The 19,222-nt window shown below is 62.6% G+C and carries 16 protein-coding genes; 12 read left to right on the top strand and 4 right to left on the bottom strand.

The features are described 5' to 3' along the window. Positions 1-8: 8 nt before the first annotated feature. Positions 9-926 carry a LysR family transcriptional regulator gene (locus ABX298_RS26245; RefSeq protein ID WP_354315971.1) on the bottom strand — a complete coding sequence of 306 codons (918 nt, stop codon included), beginning with the start codon at positions 924-926 and terminating at the stop codon, positions 9-11. 120 nt (positions 927-1,046) lie between these two features. On the opposite strand from ABX298_RS26245, the gene pxpA reads away from it, so the two are divergent. The 11 genes from pxpA to dapA all read left to right on the top strand — a co-directional run bounded on the left by pxpA (position 1,047) and on the right by dapA (position 13,398). Continuing rightward, positions 1,047-1,805: a 5-oxoprolinase subunit PxpA gene (gene pxpA, locus ABX298_RS26240; RefSeq protein ID WP_354315972.1), complete on the top strand. Its 759-nt coding sequence runs from the start codon at positions 1,047-1,049 to the stop codon at positions 1,803-1,805. Positions 1,806-1,895: 90 nt separating this feature from the next. Further along, positions 1,896-2,783: an allophanate hydrolase subunit 1 gene (locus ABX298_RS26235; RefSeq protein WP_084785213.1), complete on the top strand. Its 888-nt coding sequence runs from the start codon at positions 1,896-1,898 to the stop codon at positions 2,781-2,783. Further along, a complete protein-coding gene (locus ABX298_RS26230) occupies positions 2,780-3,751 on the top strand; it encodes a biotin-dependent carboxyltransferase family protein (protein ID WP_075045569.1) in 972 nt (323 codons plus the stop codon). The genes ABX298_RS26235 and ABX298_RS26230 overlap by 4 nt, the downstream gene beginning before the upstream one ends. Positions 3,752-3,983: 232 nt before the next feature. Then, positions 3,984-4,856: a type IVB secretion system protein IcmH/DotU gene (gene icmH, locus ABX298_RS26225; protein ID WP_367393885.1), complete on the top strand. Its 873-nt coding sequence runs from the start codon at positions 3,984-3,986 to the stop codon at positions 4,854-4,856. 13 nt (positions 4,857-4,869) lie between these two features. Next, positions 4,870-6,948 (top strand): type VI secretion system Vgr family protein, encoded by a 2,079-nt coding sequence (locus ABX298_RS26220; protein WP_367393884.1) that lies wholly within the window; start codon positions 4,870-4,872, stop codon positions 6,946-6,948. Then, entirely contained in the window at positions 6,948-7,871 is a 924-nt protein-coding gene (locus tag ABX298_RS26215; protein ID WP_367393883.1) for a hypothetical protein, read from the top strand. The genes ABX298_RS26220 and ABX298_RS26215 overlap by 1 nt, the downstream gene beginning before the upstream one ends. Then, on the top strand, positions 7,868-11,095 hold the full coding sequence (locus ABX298_RS26210; protein WP_367393882.1) for a T6SS effector BTH_I2691 family protein: 3,228 nt from the start codon (positions 7,868-7,870) through the stop codon (positions 11,093-11,095). The genes ABX298_RS26215 and ABX298_RS26210 overlap by 4 nt, the downstream gene beginning before the upstream one ends. Next, a complete protein-coding gene (locus ABX298_RS26205) occupies positions 11,082-11,900 on the top strand; it encodes a DUF6708 domain-containing protein (protein ID WP_367393881.1) in 819 nt (272 codons plus the stop codon). Before ABX298_RS26210 ends, ABX298_RS26205 begins: the two co-directional genes overlap by 14 nt. After that, the gene (locus tag ABX298_RS26200) at positions 11,897-12,154 is read left to right on the top strand and encodes a PAAR domain-containing protein (protein WP_025339593.1); all 258 of its coding nucleotides are present in this window, start codon (positions 11,897-11,899) and stop codon (positions 12,152-12,154) included. Before ABX298_RS26205 ends, ABX298_RS26200 begins: the two co-directional genes overlap by 4 nt. Before the next feature lie 103 nt (positions 12,155-12,257). Continuing rightward, positions 12,258-12,410 carry a hypothetical protein gene (locus ABX298_RS26195; protein WP_157896968.1) on the top strand — a complete coding sequence of 51 codons (153 nt, stop codon included), beginning with the start codon at positions 12,258-12,260 and terminating at the stop codon, positions 12,408-12,410. A 121-nt stretch (positions 12,411-12,531) separates the two neighbouring features. Further along, on the top strand, positions 12,532-13,398 hold the full coding sequence (gene dapA, locus ABX298_RS26190; RefSeq protein WP_367393880.1) for a 4-hydroxy-tetrahydrodipicolinate synthase: 867 nt from the start codon (positions 12,532-12,534) through the stop codon (positions 13,396-13,398). Positions 13,399-13,450: 52 nt separating this feature from the next. Here the strand turns inward: dapA and ABX298_RS26185 are convergent, their stop codons facing one another. Continuing rightward, positions 13,451-15,289 (bottom strand): M24 family metallopeptidase, encoded by a 1,839-nt coding sequence (locus tag ABX298_RS26185; RefSeq protein WP_367394491.1) that lies wholly within the window; start codon positions 15,287-15,289, stop codon positions 13,451-13,453. A 15-nt stretch (positions 15,290-15,304) separates the two neighbouring features. On the opposite strand from ABX298_RS26185, the gene ABX298_RS26180 reads away from it, so the two are divergent. Beyond that, positions 15,305-16,852 (top strand): PLP-dependent aminotransferase family protein, encoded by a 1,548-nt coding sequence (locus ABX298_RS26180; RefSeq protein WP_367393879.1) that lies wholly within the window; start codon positions 15,305-15,307, stop codon positions 16,850-16,852. Between the two features lie 326 nt (positions 16,853-17,178). On the opposite strand, the gene ABX298_RS26175 is transcribed toward ABX298_RS26180, so the two are convergent. Both ABX298_RS26175 and ABX298_RS26170 read right to left on the bottom strand, forming a co-directional pair. After that, positions 17,179-18,423: a DUF1835 domain-containing protein gene (locus ABX298_RS26175; RefSeq protein ID WP_367393878.1), complete on the bottom strand. Its 1,245-nt coding sequence runs from the start codon at positions 18,421-18,423 to the stop codon at positions 17,179-17,181. A 189-nt stretch (positions 18,424-18,612) separates the two neighbouring features. After that, positions 18,613-19,011: a tetratricopeptide repeat protein gene (locus ABX298_RS26170; protein WP_025339589.1), complete on the bottom strand. Its 399-nt coding sequence runs from the start codon at positions 19,009-19,011 to the stop codon at positions 18,613-18,615. Positions 19,012-19,222 lie beyond the last annotated feature (211 nt).

Raw genomic sequence — 19,222 nt, 5'->3', positions numbered from 1 at the left:
GGGAACGGTCAGCGCCGTGCCGACAACTGCTGCGGTGCCAAAAAAGCATCATGGAAGTAATTGCGCACAGCCTGCATCGCCGGGCTGAACGCCCGTTCCCGGTGCCAGGCCAACCCGACGCTCATCGGTGTCACCGGGTCGCTGATGGTCACCGTCTCGATTCGCTTGCCCTCCAGCGACCAGGGCCGGTGCACCAGGTCCGACAGGATCGCCACACCGCTGCCATTGGCGACCATGCTGCGCACGGCCTCCACCGAACTGGTCCGCACCCGCACTTGCGGCCGCTGCCCGGCCTGTTCCCAATAGCGCATGGCGCTTTGCTCGGCCTCATCCACGGTCAGCAGGATGAACGGCTCGCAGGCCACTTCGGCCAGGCTTACCGCCGAGCGCTCGCACAGCGGATGGTGGCCGGGCAGCCACAGGCGGCGCTCGGAGTTGAACAGGGTTTCCGAGACGATGTCCGGGTGGGTGAGGTTGGCGGTGAGCACCACTGCCATGTCGAAACGCCCCTCCAGCAAGCCTTGCTCGATGGCGCTGCGCTCCTGTTCGTATAGCTCCAGGGTCACGTCCGGGTGCCAGTGTTCCAGCCGCTGCAGGTGATGCGGCAGGAAGTAGCCGATCACCGTATAACTTGCCGCCAGGCGCAGCAGGCCACTGGCGCGCACGTCCGGCAGCGGGCTGTTCAGCGCATCGTCCACGCTGCGCAGGATCACGTAGGCGCGGTTCAGAAAGTGCCGGCCGGCCTCGGTCAGGCTCATGCCCTGGGCCGAGCGCTGGAACAGCAGCACGCCGAGCATCGCCTCCAGCTCCTTGATCGCCGTGGTGACTGCAGACTGGGAAATGTTCAGGTGGATTGCCGCCTGGGAAATCTGGCCGATCTCGGCGGTGGCGACGAAGTAGCGGACCTGGCGCAGGGTCAGTGACACGGTAGGCTCCCGCAGTATCTGATTTTCAGAAGACACCCTATCTGTTTATAGATCTTCCCAAGGGGGTGCGGAGAATCTAACGTGGCTTGCATGCAGTCACAAGCGCCAGGAGAGACAGTCATGCAGGTGGTGGATTTCAACTCGGACATGGGTGAGGGCTTTGGCCCGTGGACCATTGGCGATGGCGTCGACAACGAGCTGATGGGCTACATCAGCACGGCCAACATCGCCACCGGCTTCCATGCCGGTGACCCCGGCACCATGCGCCGCACCGTCGAGCGGGCCAAGGCCCTGGGCGTCGCAGTGGGGGCGCACCCTGGGTTCCGCGACCTGGTCGGCTTCGGCCGCCGACACATCAATGCCCCGGCCCAGGAACTGGTCGACGACATGCTCTACCAGCTCGGCGCCCTGCGTGAAATTGCCCGCGCCCAGGGCGTGCGCCTGCAGCACATCAAGCCGCACGGTGCGCTGTACATGCATCTGGCACGTGACGAAGAAGCTGCACGGCTGCTGGTGGAAAACCTGCGGGTGATCGAGCCGGAGTTGCTGCTTTACTGCATGCCCGGTTCGGTGATCTGCCGCATTGCCCAGGAGCTTGGCCAGCCGGTAATTCGCGAGTTCTACGCCGACCGCGAGTACGACCTGAGCGGGTCGATCGTGTTTACCCGCAACGTGCGGGGCCATGAGCCCGGGGCGGTCGCCGAACGGGTGTTGCGGGCTTGTCAGCAAGGCGTGGTGCGCACGGTCGAGGGGCAGGACCTGGCCATCGAATTCGATTCCATCTGCTTGCACAGTGACACCCCGGGTGCGCTCGAACTGGTCGAGGCCACGCGCCAGGCGCTGGACGCTGCCGGTATCGTGGTGCGCGCGCCACGCTGAATCCGTGGGGCATCCGGCAGGTATACGCCGGAGCCCGTGCAATTTGCTTTCGCCTGCCTTTCTATAAAGATTCCAAGAAAAGGAACAGTCATGGCCGAACCGCTTGCTACAACCCCGATCCGCTACAGCTTTGGCGCCGACGAGCACCTGTTTGCCGAAGTCAGCGAGAGCATGTCGCTGGAGGCTTTTTTCAAGGGCATGGCCGTCACCCGTGCGGTGGAGCGGCTGGCCCTGGATGGCGTGCTGGATGTGTGCCTGGCCAACGCCTCGTTCCAGATCCGCTTCGACCCGGACCGTATCGCGCCGCAGGCACTGCTGGAGGCGGTGCGCGGTGCCGAAGCGCAGGCGGTGGCCGAGCGCTCGTTGCAGACGCGGATCATCGAGATTCCAGTGCTGTACAACGACCCCTGGACCCATGAAACGCTGATGCGTTTTCGTGACCGCCACCAGGACCCGGGCAGCACCGACCTGGAGTATGCCGCGCGGATCAACGGCCTGGCCGATGTCGAGGCGTTCATTGCCGCGCACAGCGGCGCGCCGTGGTTCGTGTCGATGGTCGGGTTCGTTGCCGGCCTGCCGTTCATGTTCCAGATGGTCGAGCGCGAGCGGCAACTGCAGGTGCCCAAGTACCTGCGCCCGCGTACGGACACCCCCAAGCTCACCCTTGGCCATGGCGGCTGCTTCGGCTGCATCTATTCGGTGCGCGGGGCAGGCGGCTACCAGATGTTCGGCGTCACCCCGGCGCCGATCTATGACCCGCAGCAGACACTGAATTACCTGAAGGAGCACATGGTGTTCTTCCGCCCGGGAGACATCGTGCAGTTCAAGCCCATCGACCGCCGCACCTACGACCAGGCGGTGGCGGATGTCGAAGAAGGCCGCTTCGACCTGCGCATTCGCCCGGTGGAATTCTCCCTGGACGCGTTCCTCGCCGACCCGGTCGGCTATCCACGGACCCTGCAGGAGGTGCTGGCATGATCAAGGTACTCAAACCCGGGCTGGCTACCTCGGTGCAGGACCTGGGCCGCGAAGGCTACTACCACCTGGGCATCCCGCCGTCCGGCGCCCTCGATCAGTACGCCCTGAGGGCGGCCAACCACCTGGTGGGCAACCCGGCCGGCGCCGCGGGCCTCGAGTGTGCGCTGGTGGGGCCGGAGCTGGAGTTCCAGCAGGATGCCCTGGTGGCGGTTTGCGGTGCGCAGATGCCGGCGTTGCTCGATGGCCGCGAGCAACGCCCGGACACGGCGTTTGCCGTACGTGCCGGGCAGGTGTTGCGTTTCGGCTTCCCTACCGCAGGCGCCCGGGCCTACCTGGCGGTGGCCGGCGGTATCGATGTACCCGAGGTGCTCGGCAGCCGCTCCACCTATGCGTTGGGTGCATTGGGTGGTTTCCATGGGCGCAAGCTGATGGCGGGTGACCTGTTGCCGGTCGGCGTACCCAGCGGCAAGACCCGCGCCGGTGCGAGCCTGCCAATGGCCTTGCGCCAGGCCTTGGGCGGCGAGGTGGTGCTACGGGTGGTGCCGGGGCTGTATTTTCATCGCCTGACCAAGGCTGCGGCGCAAAGCTTTTTCACCGAAGCCTGGACGGTAGGCTCCGAGGCAGACCGTATCGGCTACCGCTACAAGGGCGGCAGTGCCTTGAGCTTCCAGCCACGGGAGCAGCCGTTCGGGGCCGGCTCGGATCCATCGAACATCGTTGACAGCTGCTACCCGATCGGTTCGATCCAGGTACCTGCGGGGCTGGAGCCGATCATCCTGCACCGTGATGCGGTGTCGGGTGGCGGCTACGCCATGATCGGCACGGTGATCAGCGCTGACCTGGACCTGATCGGGCAGATGCAGCCCAACCAGCAGGCACGGTTCCTGGAAGTCAGCCTGGAGGACGCACTGGAGGCTCGGCGCTCGTACAAGAAGAAGCTGGGTTGCCTGGCCAGGTTGTTTGGCTGATTGATCGGTTGCGGCGCTGCGCCGCCCACACAAGGGCTGGCGCAGTCGTTGCAGGAGCGGCCTTGTGTCGCGAAAGGGGCGCAGAGCGGCCCCGGAATTCCGGCATTGCAGCGTCCAGACAAGCCAAAAGGCGAAAATTCCTACAGCGTTTTGGGAAGCCCTACGCTCCTCGAAGAATTGATTCCCCGATAGTGTTCATGTCTTCAGCCTACTGGAAGACAAGGACCTCTTCATGCCCGGCCCATCTGCTGTTCGTCCTGGAAAATCCCAGGCCGCCAACGCTGCCCATGACGTAACCGAAAGCAGCCTGCATGCCATGCTCGATGTCCCGGGGGGCACCGATTCACCCTATCTACCCGGCCAGGGCAGGCGCGCAGATCATCAGGGTTATCCGGCCGACCCGGACTTCCGGCTACGCGGAGGCTTCGCCAACCTGATGCTCGACGCGGCCAACCCGCTGTTCGGCCTGGTCATACGCCTGCGTACGCTGGATGACCTGCCCAACATCGAACAGGTGCACAAGGCCCTGCAGACCCAGGTCAGCGCCATCCGCGAGGAAATACAGCAGCACGGTTATTCCGCCGTGCACCTCGAAGTCTATTCCTATGCCTTGTGTCTTTATCTGGACGAGGCCGTGATGAGCCGCCCCTGGGGGAACAATTCGTGCTGGAGCCACGAACCGCTGCTCAGCATCTTCCATGACGAAACCCAGGGTGGCGAGAAGATCTTCGTGTTGCTGGAGCGGTTGATGCAGTCGCCCAAGGAGTTCCAGGATGTGCTGGAGTTCCTGTACTTCTGCTTTTGCCTGGGCCTGAAGGGCAAGTACGCCCTGGACCCGAAGTGCGATGAAATCATCAATGCCCTGATTTCGCGGATGCACAAGGTCATTCGTGAACTGCGCGGCCCCACGCCGGAATTCGTGGGCGACCCGTATACCAACGTGGTCCATTGCCCCCACCGCAGGCTGCGCCGGGAATGGCCCTGGTGGAGCCCGTTGGTGATCTCCGCCATCGCCATGGTCTGCGCCTACTGCTACTACAGCTACCGCCTGAGCTTGATCACCGCCGAGGTGCTGGAATCGCTCAACGGCATCTTGCAGCAGTAGCAGGGGGATCCACATGCCTAGCCAATCCGACTTGCGCTTCACCTTCCAGCCGCTGGCTGGCCAGATTGACTTCGAAGTGGTTTCGTTCGAACTCGACGAAATGATCAGCTCACCGTTCCAGCTGAAACTGGAACTGATCAGTTTTGAAGACGAGGTCGACTTCGGCCAGTTGCTCGACAAACCAGTGCTGTTCACGATCTGGCGCGGTGAGCGCCCCCTGCGCTATGTGCACGGCCTGGTCAGCAGTTTCAGCCAAGGTGAGACGGGGTTCTATCGCACCCGTTACCGCGCCCTGGTCGAGCCCGTGCTGGCCCGTGCCGGCTTGCGTTCGAACTGGCGCATCTTCCAGCAGAAGACCGTGCCGCAGATTCTCGAATTGATGCTCAAGCGCCAGGGCATTGCCCGTTTCGAAATCAAGAGCATGGGCGAGCATCAGGTGCGCGAGTTCTGCGTACAGGCCGGTGAAACGGACCTCGACTTCATCGCCCGCCTGGCGGGTGAAGAGGGTTTCGTCTATCGCTTCGAGCACACGCCAAAACACCACCTGTTGGTCATCACCGACCGACTGCTGGCGCTGGGGCAGATCAGCCGAAGCGCGCTCAAGGCCGACGACGAGGATGATGACTTCTTCGACGAAGACGACATCGGCCCCGACCAGGTGCTGTACCGCGCCAACAGCGGTGGCGACCAGGCCAGGCCTTGCCTGCGCCGCCTGCGTTACAGCGAACAGGTGCGCACTGCACGCCAGGTGCAGCGGGACTACACCTTCACCAACCCGCAGTACCGGCAGGAACACCGCGCAGGTGACAGTAGCATCACCCATCAGTCCCGGGACTATGAGCGCTTCGATTACCCCGGCCGCTACAAGCGCGATGCGGTCGGTGTACCCTTTACCGCTACCCGCCTGACGGCCCTGCGCCATGACGCCCGTATTGCCGAAGTCGAGGGTGACGATGTACACCTGCAACCGGGGCTGAGCTTCACCCTCGTCGAACACCCGCGCAAAGACCTCAACGCCCATTGGCGTGTGATGCGTGTACATCACGAGGGCAGCCAGTTCACCAGTCTGCAAGAAGAAGCTGCCGGGGCCGAACAAGGAACGCGCTACTCGCAGGAAGCCGTGCTGGTGCCCGGCCGGATCGAATGGCGTCCGGCGCCACTGCCCAAGCCACGCATCGACGGCCCGCACATGGCCACGGTCGTCGGGCCGCCCAGGGAGGAGATCTACTGCGACGAGTGGGGCCGGGTCAAGGTGAGCTTCCCCTGGGACCGGGAGAGCGAGAACAACGAGTTCAGCTCCTGCTGGGTGCGCGTGTCACAAGGCTGGGCAGGTGGCAGCTGGGGCTCGATGGCCATCCCGCGCATCGGCCAGGACGTGATCGTCCAGTACGTCAACGCCGACCCCGACCAGCCGATGATCACCGGGCGTACCTATTGCGGCGACCAGCTGCCGCCGTACGACCTGCCCGAACACAAGACCCGCATGACCATCAAGAGCCAGACCCACAAGGGCGATGGTTTCAACGAGCTGCGCTTCGAGGACGAACTCGGCAAGGAAGAAGTGTTCATCCATGCCCAGCGGGACCAGAACAATGTAGTCGGCAATGACGAGACCACGCGTGTGGGGCGTAATCGTGTCGAGCAGGTCGGTAATGATGAGCACTTGAATATCGGCCATGACTTCCGCCAGGAAACCGGGGGCGACCATACCCAGCTCATTGGGCAAAACTGCCATGTAGATATCAAGCATGACCTGTTCGAGAAAGTAGGCAACGACCGTAGCGAATCAACAGGGGCCAATCACCAGGCCTTTGTCGGAAAGGACGCCGAGCTTGTCGTCAAAGGTGCGCAAAAGGTCACCGTCGGGCAGGGCATGGAGCAACATACGACGATCTATCAGCTGCGCGCCAGTGAGCGCATCGAGTTCAGAACCGCGGGCGGCAGCATTGTGCTGGACGGGCAGGGCATCACCATCAACGGGCTGAAACTCGACCTGCTGGGGCAAACCAGTGCGGCTGCGTCAGGGGCTGGAAACAGCCAGCCACTCTCGCTTACGCCTGACTCCAGCAAAAAGTGCGAGGCCAAGGTCTGATGCGCACCGATAACCTGGCCAGGCTCATCGAAAGTCACCATCGGGCGCACTTGTACTGCCATGTGCTGATAGACCCGCTTGCGACTGCTCACGATGGCGACCACGCCGTGCTTGCCGCGCTGCGCAATGCCCTGGGTGAGCAGGCATTGACCCGTGTGCACCGGGCCGACCTGGCCCATGCCCCCCAACTGCATCCCGTACTGGTCTGCCTGGCTTCGCCCGGCACGGTTCCCAGTCGCCGTCTGCTGGAACTGACTGCCCGGGCAGCGCAGAGGGCGTTGTTTCAGCAACGGCGTTACCTGTGTGGCTGGCTGTTCAGTGAGGCGCCTTCGGCCGCTGTCGCGTCCCATCTCACGGCCTTGTGTCGGTTGCCCGATTCCAATCGGGAATTTGGCTGCTACCCGGTCTATGAACCCGTCCGTCTGGAGTTGCTTGCGGCGACGTTCGAGCGGCTTGAACAAGGCCCATGGTGGCCGATCAGTGACTGGTTGTTCCTGAGTAGCGGTGGGAGGTTGGCAAGCCTGAAAGGGCAGAGCGGGCAGCGACACCCTTTGCCGACCCCTGCGCGGCGAATTCAGGATGATGTGGGGCTGATCGAACGTGTGCTGGCTACCTGGAGAGTGTTGCGAGCGGGTTCGCAGCACACCAATCAGTGTCAGATTCCACCGTTTGCTGCGGTGCGTGCTTCGAACCATGTCGATGATGCACGCAGGTTGGGCCTGAGCGAGATGGAGGACATCGTGGCCTTCGCTCTCCATCACCTGTGCATTCACCCCAGGCTGCACACCGTACCTGCGGTGGGCGAAATGATCGACACAGCGGCCAGAGGTCAGGCGCCTCTTGCCGCACTGCTCGCCCGCTACTCCGAGGCGCAATGGCGCCAACTGATCGAATGCCTGCCGAAATCCGAGAGTCGCTTATGACCATCAGCCAACGTATTGCCCTCGCGATCGCCGAAGCCGGGCTGCCGCACGACCAGTGCATGTTCTGCGAGCGCCAGGGCCTGCCGATCCTGCCGCTGCGCCGCGCCCTGGTGCCCGATACCCGCCCCGAGTGTGTCTCCACCGTGGCGGATAACCGGCATATCTCGACAAAGATCGGCTTGCGCACCTTGCGCAGGGGCTTCCTGTATGTGCTGCTCGACCAGCAGGTCTGGCATGCCTATGCCGTCAGCGAGCAGGGTCACCTGCGTCGTTTCAATCCCTACGAGCCGCCAGACGGCCCGCCTTCGCCGCTGCCCGAACAATGCGTGAACGAAGACCACGATATTCCTTCGGCCTTTCTCAACCTCGATACCAGCAGGTACGCCAGCGCCTGGCTGGCCTTCTCCAGCGATCCTTGGCCGGTGAGCGTGCTGAACGCCTACAAGAGCGGCGCGTCGCCTGCGCATCGCTTCGAGGGCCTGGACCTGATTCAGGCACGCAACAATCCCGAGCTGCTGGGCATCGCCATGACGCCCGATAAGCTTGGGGTCGACCAGCAGGTATTCGAGTATGCCCAGCATGGCTGCGCCCCCTTCGACAGTGCGCATGGCTTCCATAGCCGCTGGTTGCGCCGGTTCGCCCTGCGCGGCTATCTGGTCAATGCGATCAACCGGCACCAGCTGGAAAACGGCGTGCTGGCAGTGGTGCTCGACGACACCGTCGGGCTGATTCAGGAGTACAACCATCAGCGGCTGAACTGGGTGGTGAAACGCCAGGTGTGGCGTGAAGAACCGATGCGCGCCTATCAGCTGCAGACCTCGCAGATCCTGCAGATCATTCGCGCCACGCACAGGGAATGGGCGGCGCAGAAGGTGCCGTCGCTGGAACCGATGACGGGCGATGGGCCGCCGGTGTTCACCGACCCGGCAGTCGAGCGGCAGCTGTTGGTCGAGCGTGCGCAGCAGGAGAGTGACGAGCGGCTTGAAGAGCGCTACCACGAACCGCAGCGGGCCGCGTTCCAGGCTGAGTACGAGCAGCAGGAACGCGAGTTTCAGCGTTACATCGACAAGGACGCAAAGGCGTACGTTGCCTTGTTCGATACGCCCATGTTCAAGGTGGCCGAGGCGTACGACTACGACGGTAACGATCGCGAGTCCGGGGTGGCCTACGCCAAGACCATGGCCCTGTGCCTGGGTGGTGGCGTTACGGAAGCTGTCGTCCCCCGCCTTGAACCGCATGTTCCCGCTTCCGGCACCAGCGAACTGCTCTGGTTGAAATGGCTGCAGGATCCGGACAGCCCGCCCTACCGCGCGTTGTTGATGCGGGATCGCTCTCTGCTGGCCGGGCTGCTGCCCAGTTTCTCCGCCACAGAAGCGATCAACTGGAACGACAGCGACAAGCTCTACGGCATGCTGAGCAAGATCATCGCCAGCGATGACGCCGGCCTGCGCATGCGCAATACCCTCAAGCAGGCCATTGCCGAAACGCAGAGCGCGCTCAATGCAGCCAGTCAGCGGCTGGCGCCATGTCTGTCGCCTGGCATTCAGAAGGCCGTGCGGCATCTGAACAGCGCCACGCAGTTTCTCTACAACGGCGTCCACCTGATCGAGCTGGAAGTGAAGATGAAGCTGGGCGAGTACTACGCCTTGCAGAGCGCCCACCTCCGGGAGTTGCAGCACAAGGCCAACGCGTCGATCGCCGAGGCGCGAGACCGGATGCGCCGCAATATCGATGACTTCGAGTTTGGCTCGATGAAGGCCATGCGCAAGGTGCGGCCGATCATCCAGCATGGGCTGATGAGCCTGGCCGTACTCGACCCGCGGTTCACCAATTCGATGATCAGCGTAACGGTGTGGGTCGAAGGCAAGGCGGAAGAGGTGCATGGGCGATTGTTCCAGGAAGCCAACATTGGCGTAACGCAGGCGAGCAGTGCGGCGCAGCTTGCTTTGGTGGATATCTCGGTGGCGGCAGGGACGTTGGAAGCCGATGCACGCAAATTATTGCAGGGGATGAAGATCACGTCGCAGCAGGCGGCCCGATTGGTAAAAACCGGTTTTTCCGGGTTGCGCGGGATTGCTGGCAGCTGGGAGGTTCTGCTGGCGATAGGCGGTTTGTATTTGCAGCAGGACAGCCTTGGCAGGAATCAGGAAAAGGCGGAAGCGGAGATTGGGCCGAAGGCGTATGAGGCCAAGTTGGCGTTGCAAGGATCGTACTTGGGAGTGTTGGGAGGGCATATCGAACTGGTTGGGCTCATGTTGCGGGCAAGTGCCTATAAGGGTATGCCATGGGCCAAAGGTGCTACTGCCACAGGCGAGACCTTGATAAAGATCGGTGCTGTAATAGGCGCTGTCGTCGGGTTTGTTGAGGCAGCACAGGCAGTTTCTGCTGCTAAACGTGCATCGGCAGCAGGAGATGGTGCAGCAGCGATACGATACTGGTTGGCTGCAGGTTTTTACGGGGCCAGCGCCATTGCCGTCGCTGGAACAGCATTAAGTTCCACTGTATGGGGACCCGTAGGCCTCGCTGTAGTGCTGGCGTTGACTGCCTATACGCTTAGCAAAAGCGCTGAAGAGAATGAGTCATCCGCTCTGGAACGGTGGGCCCGACGGTGCTGTTTTGGAAAGGCAGATGAGACGCCAGTCATTCACTGGAGAAGCCCGGAATACGCAGACATCGCATTTGCGGAGCTCAACGCCGCCACGCTAGGTGTACAGGCAGAATTCCACTTCGAAGCGAATCTGGTAAGCGACCCGGCCACTCCAAGGATCGGAGGGTTGACCGGTCTTGAACGGAAACAAAAAATAAAATTCAAGATAATCCTACCTCAGTACAAAGACGGAATGTCGGCATATCGGTGGTGCCTGACAGTCCATCGTCGAGGTGATGGCCAGTTCCCGGACTACACGGGAGGAGAGACGCTGGTTGTGGATGAGTTTCATGCACGTCGCTCAACTGGCTCTTCCAAGTCGGCCAGCTTCCCTGGCTTTTCTCCGCCTAGGCTGCCCGACTATAAAGGCGACTTTAATATTGATAAAAAGTACTCTTCTTTTTCGGAGGGTAATGACCGGTCCCAATTGGCTATCTCAGGCCTTATAGAACTCATGCCGACAATTGGAGCGCACTCCATTGTCGCAGCAACATTGCTGGTAATGTACTGGCCGGACCGAGAAATTGAAAGTGCGTATATTGAGGTATGTAACCGGAGGGCAAATGATGACGCATGAGCCAAGAGTGCTAATGAGACGTGCGCCAGCCTGGCGCTACGATCTACCGAGCGCCCACGAAGCACCCACATCGCTCTTGAGTTTGAACGATATTAATCCGCCACCAAACCATGCTGATGATGTATACATGGAGTTGCCTCGATCTACAGTCCGTCTACGAGGTGTATTGGCCTTGCTTGGCATTCCGACGCTGCTGTTCTTGTTTTTTGTAGCTGTACAAGTGTATTGGGGCCTCATTGATTACAGTCAGGCCTTCGATTGGATTATGAAGCTAATCCTGATACTCGGGCCTCTAATCTGCATATGGGTCGTCTTTTCATTTGTCCGGCTAGACTTGGCACTTCCACGAGACGAACCAATACGTTTTAATCGCTTGCGTCGAAAGATCTATATTTATCAATTCAGATGCAACTACCTCTTCCTGTTCAGCCGCAAACACTGGGGCGTCAAACCTGTCGCCTACAATTGGGACGACGTAACCGCCGAAGTCTACCGAGTCTACGCCTCCGGCTACGGTGGGCTGATCGAAAACGTCATGCTGTCGGTTCGCAACCCGGACACCGACGAAGTCATCGACCGCGTGTTATTCACCCACGACCTCTACCACGGAGAAGCCTACTGGGCTATCGCCCGGCTATTCATGCAGCAAGGCCCCGAAGCCCTGCCGAAATTCGTGCACCCACCCCGCGACTGGAACGATGACGATGGCCTCAGCCACATGCACTGCCTGGCGCCGAAGGTTGATTGGCCTCAGGAAATGGACCGTGAATCGCGTACCGGGCCATCAGAAGGAGAAGCTCAATGAACCCTGTCGTACTTGTAGGTCATCGACATGTCTGCCCGCTGCATGGCATCAACCAGGTAGAAAGCGGCAGTGCCACGTACACCTTCAATGGCAGGGCGGTTGCCAGGGTGGGGGATCGGACCACGTGCGGCGCCGTGATCGAGAGCGGGGCTGAGCATTTCCTGGTCGAGGGCGCGGCCGTGGCGCGTAAAGGTGACCGGACGGATCACGGTGGTGTGCTGGAGGAGGGTGATGCTGGGTGGATGCTGGATTGATCAAATACCTCTTGTACAAGATCGGGCCCACAGATCTCTGTGCGGCTTTGGCAGTGAACACCAGCGCAGCCGGATGGGTTTGCTATCTCGGTGTTGACACCGAGTGCGCCGCGCCACCATTATCCAGCCATATCCACGCAACGGGCTTGCCGGCATGTCCATTTCCAACCACGCCATTTTCGCTTCGGGCTTCATCGCCCAGGCAGACGCGTGCGTTGCCGTTGCCAAGAAATCCAAGAAACAGCCGCTCATCTGACCGAGGCGCGCTGTCTCGTCAGGTGGGCTGACGAGACAGAAGGCGCCAGGTATCCCTGCCAGACCACTTCGACTCTTCGCCCTGCTGACGCTGACTTTCGGTCAACATCAGGAGTTTTTGCATGTCGAATTTCCGTGGTATCTGGATCGCCCTCGTCACGCCAATGCGCGCCAATGAAATCGACTTCGCCGCTCTGGAAAAGCTGGTGAAGAAGCTGCTCGAAGAGGGTGTGGCCGGTTTTGTGGTATGCGGTACCACGGGCGAGGCAGCGGCGCTGTCCAAGGCCGAGCAACTGGCCGTGCTGGACGCTGTGCTGGCCTGGGTGGAACCGGGCAGGGTGGTGATGGGCCTGTCGGGCTACAACCTGCTCGAGCTGTTGGCTTTCCAGGCTGAAATCCAGCGGCGCGACATTGGCGGACTGCTGGTCCCTGCACCGTGCTACATCCGGCCTTCGCAGGCCGGCATCGAGGCGTTCTTCAGCACCGTGGCGGATGCCGCCAGCGTGCCGGTGATCGTTTACGACATCCCCTACCGCACCGGGGTACGCATCGAGCGTGAAACCCTGCGCCGCATCGTGCGCCACCCGCGCATCGCGGCGGTGAAGGACTGCAGCGGTGACAGCGAGACCACCATGGCCCTGATCCAGGACGGCCACGCCCAGGTGCTGGCCGGTGAGGACATGCAGATCTTCAACAACCTGTGCCTGGGTGGCGCAGGGGCCATTTCGGCTTCGGCGCATGTACGCGCCGACTTGTACGTGCGCATGCTGCAGCAGGTCGACCATGGCGACTGGGTAGCCGCGCGCGGCACGTTCTACCAGTTGCTGCCGTGGATGAAGATGGCCTTTGCCGAGCCCAACCCGGCTGTGGTCAAGGCGGCCTTGCAGCTGCAGGGGTTGATGAGCGACGAACTGCGAGAGCCCATGCAGCCGTGCACCGAGATGACCCGGGGCAAGCTGCAAGGCGTGCTGGATTCGCTCGGTGCTTGAGATAGCACGGCACATAACTCATTGAATCAGCAGAGCCCCTGTGGGAGCGGCTTTAGCCGCGAACACCGGCGCAGCCGGTGCCATGCAGCGCGTTGGATTCTTCGCGGCTAAAGCCGCTCCCACAGGGTACGCGGATCGCTTGCTTCTGAATCTGTGAAAGCGGCCTGGCCTCGCCAATCAGGATGTCTTCGAAAAACGCCCCGACCGGCTCGGTAGGGTGGCACAACTGGATCTCCAGCACCCACACCACTTCGCTCGGGACGATTTCCACCTCGGCCAGTTTGTCCTGCCCATACAGCACATGCGGGAAGTCGGCGATGCGATGCCCGGCCAGGTTGCGCTCCAGCTGCCAGCCTTTTGCCTGGGCACTGCGCTCGGCGAAGTCGTACAGTTCGCGCCCGGTCAGGCCACGGCCCCAGGCCTGGCGGGTTTCGTCGAACACTTCATGCAGTGCCTTGACGCAGGCGTGGTGCAGTTCGTGCTGGCCGAACACGAAGGTGTCGCCATAGTCGCCCTCATAGCCATCCCATACCGGGCCGACATCGACCACGACGATATCCGTGTTACGTAATACACGTTGCAGATCAATGCCTTGGCGCGGCGTGCGCACGGTGTCGTCGCCAAAGCGGATGTAGGTCGGGTGCCAGGTGTGCGATGCGCCCATCGCCTGCAAGGTTTGCGCGGCCATCTCCAGCGCCTGGGCGGTGGTCATGCCGACTTTCAGCTGGCTGGCGATCGCTGTCACGGCCCGTACCGACTGCTCGCGGGCAGCGAGCATGCCGTCCAGCGAGTAGCGCGGGCCGACTTTTTCCAGCTCCGGGTGCAATGGGCTGGCTGTTGAAGCCGCGGGCGCCAGTGCGCCGCTGGCAACGAAAGCCTCCGCGACAAAACGATGGGGCTGCAGGCCTGCTGCGAGGCACTGCTCGCGAACCTGGCTGATCATCGTGACATTGCCGCAGGCATAGACCTGGGTGTCGGCCCAGCGATGGGCCTGGGCCAGCGCCACCTGCTGCACGCGCGCCTGGTCCGACAGCACCGGGTGCCAGCGAAAGTGAGCGTGTGCACGGCTGGCCTGGTCGAGAAACTCACGGTCATAGAAGTCGGCGTCCGATCTGCCGCCCCAGTACAACGTGACCTCGGCATCACCTGCCAGGGCGTTCAGCAGCAATGGCTTGATGCCGGCGTAACCTGTGCCAGTGGCGAACAGCACCAGGGGCCGCTGGTCCTCGTGCTGCCAGGTGCAGGCACCCACCGGCCCTTCAAGTTTCAAGCTGTCACCTGCTTGCAGGGTTGGCAGCAGGCGTTCGGTAAACAGGCCGCCGCTTACCTTGCGGATGTGAAACACCAGTTGCCCCTGGTCCTGGGCGGGCAGGTTGGCGATGGAAAAACAGCGGCTATCGCCGTTGTCGAGCCGAAAGCGTACGTACTGGCCAGCCCGTACCGCCAACGGCTGTGCAGGCTGCAGCACCAGTTCGATGATATCGGCGCTCAGTTCGCGTTTGCCATGAACCTGCGCGTGGATTTCCAGCGTCTGGGTTTCCAGGGACCAGCCGGGGATTTCCAGGCGCATGTCGCTGCAGGCGTGGCTCTGGCACAGCAACATTTCGTCGGCGGCGAGGGGGTAGCAGGGCGCGGGCATGTCTGCCGTCCGCTGCTTGTGCCGATACTGCCCCGACACCACCTTGACCTTGCACGACCCGCAGGCGCCGCGGCGGCAGGAGAAGGGCACCGGCAGGCCGCTGGCGAGCATGGCATCGAGCAGCAGCTCCTGGCTGGCGTCGAAGGTTTTGCCCGAGGGCGACAATTCAATGACGTGGCGGTTCTGCATGGGCACCTCGGGGCAAGTGGAGGTTCGATTGTTGCTATAGTCCAGGACCAGTAGAACCTCCAGTTTCGGTTAATTCACATGGTCCAGCTTCGCAAATGGCAGCCGCTGCTCAAGCTCGACGGGGCGCAGCCGCAGGCTTCGTACAGGCAGATCGTCGAGGGCCTGGTAGCCGCGATCTCCGAGGGCCGTCTGCGCCCCGGTACGCCGTTGCCCGGCACGCGGGAAATGGCGCAACTGCTGAACGTCAATCGCAAGACGGTGATCCTCGCCTATGAGGAAGCCGAGACCAAGGGCTGGCTGGAAAGCGTGCAGCGCCGTGGCACCTTCGTCAGTCGGCAGCTGGCGGCTGGCACCCTGGCCGAGCCCGACGCAGCGCAGCCCTTTGCCCTGGTGCTACAGGAGGAGCCTGCCGTTGCCTACTTCGCGGCCAACGAACAGGCTGCCGCGCAGCAGGATCGGCCGGGTGCGTTGTTCTTCGACAACGGTGCCTGTGACCACCGCCTGCTGCCGCAGACCGTTCTGCACCGTTATTACCGTAATGCCTTGCGCAACAGCTTTGCCGCCAACACCGTGCGCCATGGCAGCGCGTGCAGCAGCCACTCCCTGCGCAGCGCCTTGGCCGACATGCTGCGGCACAATCGCAGCCTGAACGTTGGCGCCGAGCATATCTGCCTGACCCAAGGCGTGCAGATGTCGCTGTACCTGGTGGCCAGCGTGCTGCTCAAACCCGGTGACGTTGTGCTGGTCGAGCGCCTGAGCTATCCGCCTGCGTGGGAGATCTTCCGCCAGCTGGGCGCCCGGCTGGTCACCGTGGACCTGGATGACGAGGGCTGCCGGGTCGAGCAGATCGATGCACTTTGCCGGCTGCACCAGGTGCGCATGCTGTACATCACTCCCCATCACCAGTTCCCGACCACGGTCAGCCTGCCTGCCGGACGCCGGCAGCAGTTGCTGGAGCTGGCGCGGCAGCACGACTTTTGCGTGGTCGAGGAAGACTACGACCATGAGTACCACTTCGCCGGGCGGCCTTACCTGCCGCTGGCCAGCGACCGTCAGCAGCGGCACGTGATCTACATTGGCTCATTGTCCAAGTCCCTGGGCAGTACGTTCCGTTGCAGTTTCATCGTGGCGCCGGCGGAGGTGGCTGCGGCGCTCGAACGCAGGGCGACGCTGACCCTGGGGCAGGGCGATGCGGTGATGCAGCAGATGCTGGCGGACTTGATCAATGATGGCGAGCTGAAGAAGCATTTGCGTAGGGTTGCCCGGGAGTATCGCCGGCGTCGAGAGACCCTGTTGGCTTGCTTGCACGATGCCTTTGGCGAGCAGGTAACCGTGCGCGAGCCGGAAGGTGGGCTGGCACTGTGGGTGAGGTTTGCTGACGGGATCGATGTGGATCAGTTGGTTGGCAAGGCGTTGGAGTTGGACCTGGTGGTACGCAGTGGCCGGCAGTTTTCGCCGTTTGGTCATGCGGAAAATGCCCTGCGCCTCGGTTTCGCCTCGCTGGACATGGATGAAATCCGGCTGGCTACACAACGTTTGGCGCAAGCGGCGAAGGCGATTGCAACATCGGTCCAGCGCAATCCCTGTGGGCGATCACCCAGCCCTTTGGGTTGCGCTGTCGAGTAGAAAACTGAATTCGCAAGCGGTCCGCGTACCCTGTGGAAGCGGCTTTAGCCGCGAAGAATCCAACGCGGTGCATGGCACCGGCTGCGCCGGTGTTCGCGGCTAAAGCCGCTCCCACAGGGTCCCTGCTGATGCAATGAGTTATGGGTAGTTCCATGAGGGCTGACTTGCCGGTGCCATAGATCGCGTCGCCTGCTTCGCGGGCGCAGTCGCTTCCACAGGTATGGCGCTGGTTTCGGGTATCCTCGGTTCCTGTGGGAGCGGGCATGCCCGCGAACACCGGCAACGCCGGTGCCATCCACCGCGTTACCTGATCAGGCTTGAGCGGGCTATTTGCGCTGCCACACTTCGCCTTGTTCGCTGACCACCCAGGGCCTGTCCGCGGCATTGATAAGCACTCCACCCACCCAGCGCTGCGCAGGGTTGTGGTCAAGCCAATGCGCCTGCCCCGCGAGCACCTGCTCGGCAAGTGCGGTCAGCCGCAACGGCCGTTGCGCCCAAGACTCGCCCGGGCCTTCCAGCAGCAGCGGGTGCGGTGCATGGATCAGGGGCTGCAGCAAAACATGGAACATCATGTCGCCCAGGTAAGGCAGCGGTTCATCCTGCATCATCAACTGGGCAAACACACGTCCGGCCGGCAGTTCGCCGCGTGACGCCAGAACGCGCAACAACAGGCGCTCGGTGAGGCTCAAGCCGTCGTTCGCCCCCGGTAGTTCCTGAAGTTGCCGCGCAAGGGCCCGGCCCAGCAACGGCAGGGCCGCATGCTGGAGGCCCGCCAGGGCAGCCCAGGCCCTTGGGTCAGGCGCGGTATAGGCCGCCCATGCCTGGCGGGCCAGGGCCAGCACGTCCTCACCCAACGCGCGACGTTGTGGCCATAGCCAGGCGAGCAGGTCCGGGGCCAGCTGGCCGATACCGATGAAGCGCTCGACGCCAGGTACCTGGGTGATTTCGATCAGCTCCAGGCGGCGCGGCAGGCTGGGCAGGCTGGCGAGTACGCGGATCAGGAACAGCTGGTCGTAAGCGTCACCCTCGCACCACAGCACGATCTTGCTGTCGCTGTTCAACCCGGCCAGGGCGGTGCGCTGTGCCGCTTGTCGTTGCTCAACGTCCTGAATGCTCAGGTTGAACGCCTGCTGTATGTAAGCGGCCCGAACCTGCCAATACCGCTCCTCGGGCAGTGCGCAGACGGGCCCCATGACCATGGGGTCCTCGAACATCTGGAAGGCACCGGCAAAACCGGCCGTGCGCAAGCTGTGGGCGATGTCGTTGCCGCAGCGCCAATGCTGCACGGCTGCCTCGTCATCGGCGGTGAAGCCAGGGTGGCGTGCCGCGAAAGCGACAGCATCGGCATGGGCCTTGAGCTTGGGCCAACTGGCAAAACCGGCCTCGCGGGCCACCAGCCATTGGGTATCGGCAAGCCGGTAGTCAGGGCCAGGCAGGCCGAGCGCGCGTAGCTGCTCGCGGGTGTCGTCGGCCTCGTGGTTTTTCAGGGCGGTGAGCAAGCGTTTGGCGCGTTTGCGCAAGGCGGGCAGGTCTAGCAGGCCGTGGTGGCGGGATGCATTGATGGCTGGCATGCCAACTCCTTTGGGGCTCGGTCCGCCGACAAGCCGGGAGCTGGTATGGGAATGTGATGACGCATGGCTCGGGAAACCCCTTGGCGCGGACCGCAGGCGCAGCCAGCGCCCTGGCGCCGACTTTACCGGGTAATGCGCGTGGGTGCAAAGCAGGTCGATGGTGGCCTGACGCGCAGCGTCTGATCGCCGTCAGTGTGCAGCCGTCGGCAGCATGCCCGAGCCCTGGGCCTTGTGCGCGGCTTCTATCAACTGCAGGTTGCGGCTGCGCAGTGCGTGATTGTTGCCAACACGCAGGTTGGAGCGAAGCGCCAGGGTTTCGGCCTGTTCATACTGCCCTTGCTGAAGGCGCAGAACGCCAAGGTAGTGCAGCGTTGCCGGGTTGTTCGGCTGAATGTGCAGCGCACGCTCCAGGGTGGCTGCCGCCTGGTCCAGTTGGCCGTCGGCATATTGTTGCGAGGCGGTTTCGATCAGCACCGTCGAGGCATTGTTGCTGCGTGCGGGCGCGTAGCGTTCGCCGGCCAGTGCGCCCTGTGCCGTGATTGCGCTGAACAACAGGAGCAAGGCTGACAGAACAGGTGTGCTGGGCATCGGCGGTAGACTCGACAGGGCTTGGGCAAGCCCCTGGCTGGAGGGCGAGGGGATGCTATCGACCGAATTGGAGCGTTGAAGTTCCCGCCTGGGCGATTTGTTGCCTGTTGCCCGGTCTTTGCCTCGACAACATCTGTTCGGTTACCGCCCATAACCGCACTCCGGCGCCTCAAGCCTGAGGCAGTACCTCCGATAGCAGCACACCCACCGT

The organism is Pseudomonas sp. X4, from assembly GCF_040784925.1.
GTDB lineage: Bacteria > Pseudomonadota > Gammaproteobacteria > Pseudomonadales > Pseudomonadaceae > Aquipseudomonas > Aquipseudomonas putida_Z.
This window is presented reverse-complemented; position numbering and strand designations above follow the sequence as displayed.